Annotated in this window: 2 protein-coding genes; one reads left to right on the forward strand and one right to left on the reverse strand. The window is 41.5% G+C overall.

The window, feature by feature from the left end; genetic code table 11:
- Window positions 1-535: 535 nt before the first annotated feature.
- On the reverse strand, window positions 536-2,623 hold the full coding sequence (locus D9603_RS21410) for a winged helix-turn-helix domain-containing protein (RefSeq protein ID WP_128732848.1): 2,088 nt from the start codon (window positions 2,621-2,623) through the stop codon (window positions 536-538).
- Between the two features lie 115 nt (window positions 2,624-2,738).
- Here D9603_RS21410 and D9603_RS21415 point away from each other — a divergent pair, with 115 nt between their 5' ends.
- Window positions 2,739-3,950, forward strand: a complete 1,212-nt coding sequence (locus tag D9603_RS21415) for an alpha/beta hydrolase-fold protein (protein WP_128732849.1) — start codon at window positions 2,739-2,741, stop codon at window positions 3,948-3,950.
- Window positions 3,951-3,999 lie beyond the last annotated feature (49 nt).

Raw genomic sequence — 3,999 nt, forward strand, 5'->3', positions numbered from 1 at the left:
TTCGCTGCATAAAGCGCCTCCTACCACATGGAGTAGGAGCAGGTTTACCCTGCGATCTTGCGGGTTTTTCTGTTTTCACAGTTCGCTGCATAAAGCGCCTCTGACAACACGAAGTAGGAGCAAGTTTACCTTGCGATCTTGTGTGCTTTTCTGTTTTCATAGCTCGCCGCATAGAGCGTCTCCTACTACACGGGTAGGTGCAGGTTTATCCTGCGATCTTGTGTGTTCTTCTGTTTTCATAGCTCGCCACATAAGGCGCCTCTGACAACACGAAGTAGGAGCAGGTTTATCCTGCGATCTCGTGTTTTTCTGTTTTCACAGCTCGCCACATAAAGCGCCTGCCACTAAACGGAGTAGGAACAAGTTTACTCTGCGATCCTGTGTGTTTTTCTGTTTTCACAGTTCGCTGCATAAAGCGCCTCCGACAACATGGAGTAGGAGCTGGTTTACCCTGCGATCTTGCGGGTTTTTCTGTTTTCACAGTTCGCTGCATAAAACGTCTCTTACTACACGGGTAGGTGCAGGACGCACTGACTTAATTTTGAGCACCTGGCATATTCAAAGATACGATATTTTTTTGCAATAAATGCATTTGGGTGAATAAAAAGGTTTCACCATTAAAGTCCGCCAAATATCGGCTATTACTGGGTATTGTTGTAAGGCGTTGATATATCTTTTTATTAAGATGATAAGACCAGAGCTGGTTATTGTTATTTACACCGTACAATATACCGTCATTATAAACGGCAAATGGTTGAGCTAACTGATCGCGAAGCTCACGTAGCTCAGTCGGGAAAGGCGATATGTTTAGGTTAATAAACCAAAAACGCTTACTCATATCTTGATAAATAAAATGTTCACCATCTACTTGTGCAGCCCAAACTACATTTTCAGAAACCACGAGCGAGGCTTCTTTGGTATTTTTGTTAATAATGTAAAGTCCAGCTTGCCCATTCTCTCTTGCTGTGACTAATAACGTTGTTGGCGTCAACCATTGCATAACGGAATCAATAGCAAGAGAATTAGAGATAAAAGTTTTTTCTCCTTCTAAAGACCACAGTGTAAGTCCTTTTTGCGTTGTGCCTGCTATCTCATCCCCCTTAGGAGACCAAGCAATTCGCTTGCTAATATTGTCATGTTGTGAATTGGTCAATTGCGAAACACTTTGACTATTGTAAAGCCATATTTGCCTTGAACCCGTGCGTGTAGAGGTAAAGGCAATATGATCACCATGAGGCTGAAACTGCGGGTTGTCCTCTCCCATTATTGTCCTAGCAACCTTTTTTGTTATAGTGGTTTGGTGATTTCGTATTTGGGCAAGACTTAAGGTAAAAATATCAGTATCAGCGTGTATCTGCGTTGCTAAAATATGTCTACCGTCAGCTGAAAAAGCAGCCCCTCTTAGGTTTTTTCTACCTCCAGTATCAAGCGTAACCATTTTCCCGCTGGTTTCTAGTCTATAAAGTCCGTTGGTCGTCGAAGCCAGCAAGTACTCACCGCTTGGATGAAAACTGATGTCAATTGGTTGCAATGGCGACAGCTCGTACGGTAGAGCAATTTTTGCAGTGCTCGTTGTTGCTTTATCTGGACTGTATATAGTCAGATGATGCGAGTTGTGTTCGTCAATACTTACAAGTGCAAAAATATTTTTACTTGCAAGGTAGTCAAGAGTGTAGCTTTTTCCTTTCTGTATATGGTTGATTGTATTGTTTATATTTTCTTTTGGGTTAAAAAGGGAAAGCACCGTTTGTTGAGGGCGCAAATGCGATAAGTAGCTGATTTCCCCATTTTTCATCCAATTTGCACGCCACATAGGTTTTTCTTTACAAGCGATAACGGTACGTGGTGTTTGTGGTGTGTTGAGTGCAGTCTCAAATTCCAGTGTATTTAGGGACCAGCAAAAGGGGGAGGATTGTTGAGCCTTGCAATGACTGCGCTCGGTAAAAGTCAGTCGCTTTGTGTCAGGTGACCAACTTGGTTTACCGTACACGCCTTGGATAGCGGTTAAACGAAATTCTTTGTGCGAGGTTAAATTTTTTACCCAAAGTTGACTGTGACAATTATCGCTAAAGCGCTGAAAAGCAATCCATTTACCATCTGGTGAATAGCTGGCATTAGCATCCCATGCGTCACTTGTGGTTATCGGGGTAAAGTGAGGTTGACTAGGTATTTGTGGGCTGAGTTTGAGTTTAGCTATAAAGGTAGAGGTAAAAGCCACAATCAATACCATGAGCGCCGCTACAGCAAATTTTGCAGCGCGCGAACGGTTTTTTCGAACCACTTTACGGGCGACAGGTTTATTAGCTATTGACGTAACGGGTACCTCTAAACTATAGCCTTTTTTGCTGTGCGTTTTTATAAACTCTAAGTCACTATCAGCATATTTGAATACTTGGCGAACTTGGAAAATGCAGCGCTGTAATGTATTTAGAGAAACAACTCTGTTGTGCCAAACGGTGTTAAGCAGTTGCTCAAAGCTCACCACTTCTCCTGGTTGCTTTGCTAACTCACATAGTACTGCTATTGCTTTTGGGGGGAGGGTATATGCCTGTTGGTCAATAACAATATGATTGCGAGTTACATCCACAAGGTGATCTGCAATCAAAAACTGCTTTAATTCCATTTCAAAATTCTTTTTTCAGCAAATTATCAGCGAAAAATCAGCAAACTTTGTTGTTTTCCCGCACTGTTTTTTCCTAATGTAACACACTGATAAAAATAAACTAAAAAGGAAAGTCATGCGTTTTATTATTTTTCTAGTAATAATGCTAGTTGCGACATCGAGTAAGGTGTATGGACAAACGTTAAAACAACAACCTATCACGATTGGGTTGGAAGTCTCTTTTGCATCTGAGATATTAAAAGAAAATCGAGAGGTCATGATTTACACACCAAATGACTACGACCCAAAGAAGCAATATCAAGTGTTGTACTTACTCGATGCGGAATTCTTTTTTATCCAAACCGTGGGTACTGTGGAATCTTTAGTTAGCACTGGTAAAATACCAGCTACCATAATTGTTGGACTAAAAACAACGGTAAGAACAAGAGACTACTTACCATCAATTAGCGGTGAACCGAAAAGTAGCAGACAGCGTTGGATTAAGGAAAAGTTTCCTCAATTTGGTAAAACGACCGAATTTACAAATTTCTTAACTCAAGAGCTCTTTCCTTTCATTGAATCGCGATATTCACTCAAGCCTAATCGTACTTTAGTGGGGTATTCCAATGGCGGGATTTACGGATTACACACCTTTTTAAGCAAGCCAGATGTCTTTACCAATTATCTGCTTATCAGTCCGCCAGGTTGGTGGGGAGAGGAAGAGCTTGACCTGCAGTTTCAAGCTCTGAGCAACTCAGGTCATGATCTTAGCCGCAACTTGTACCTCAGCATTGCGGGGGAAGGTGGTGACTTTTACACTAACGGTATGCGAGTTGCGTCTAACCTTAAAGCACTTCGCTCAACAGATGTAAAATGGCAATTTAGCCTCAAAGAATCGGAAACGCATCAAACTACATTTTATCCGAGCCTATATGAAGGGCTAACGAAGCTTTTTGATGACTTCTATTTTGAGCTCAATGAAGAATCTGGAAAATATGCACATATTTCTGATATTGAAGATTACTACCTAAAACTTTCCAAGCGCTATGAGTTTGCGGTGTTAGCGCCAGAGTCTATATATAAAGCACTTGCTGACGCACAAACCAGTCATAAGCGTCTAGACGCTGCACTTGTGACTTTAACGGCATTTGTCACGCGTTATCCTGACTCATCTTATGCCCATGCAAGCCTTGGCCATGGGTATTTAGAGAGTAAATCTTATAATAAGGCTTTGGAGAGTTTTAATCACGCCTTGCAGCTTGCTAAAACACAGCAAGTCGATGACCCAACAGTATATGATTACTTTGAAAGTATGATAGCCCAAGCGAAAAGTAAAATCGTACAGTAAGCTACACCTCACCTTGTAAAGCTGTTTCTACAACACGCAGTAGGAACAG

The sequence above is a fragment of the Pseudoalteromonas sp. PS5 genome (assembly GCF_004103255.1).
GTDB classification, from domain to species: Bacteria; Pseudomonadota; Gammaproteobacteria; order Enterobacterales; family Alteromonadaceae; genus Pseudoalteromonas; species Pseudoalteromonas peptidolytica.

What these genes read in the sequence shown, in the direction of transcription:
- D9603_RS21410 (WP_128732848.1), bottom strand. Translation starts at nt 2,623, where the DNA reads ATGGAATTAAAGCAGTTTTTGATTGCAGATCACCTTGTGGATGTAACT.
- D9603_RS21415 (WP_128732849.1), top strand. Translation starts at nt 2,739, where the DNA reads ATGCGTTTTATTATTTTTCTAGTAATAATGCTAGTTGCGACATCGAGT.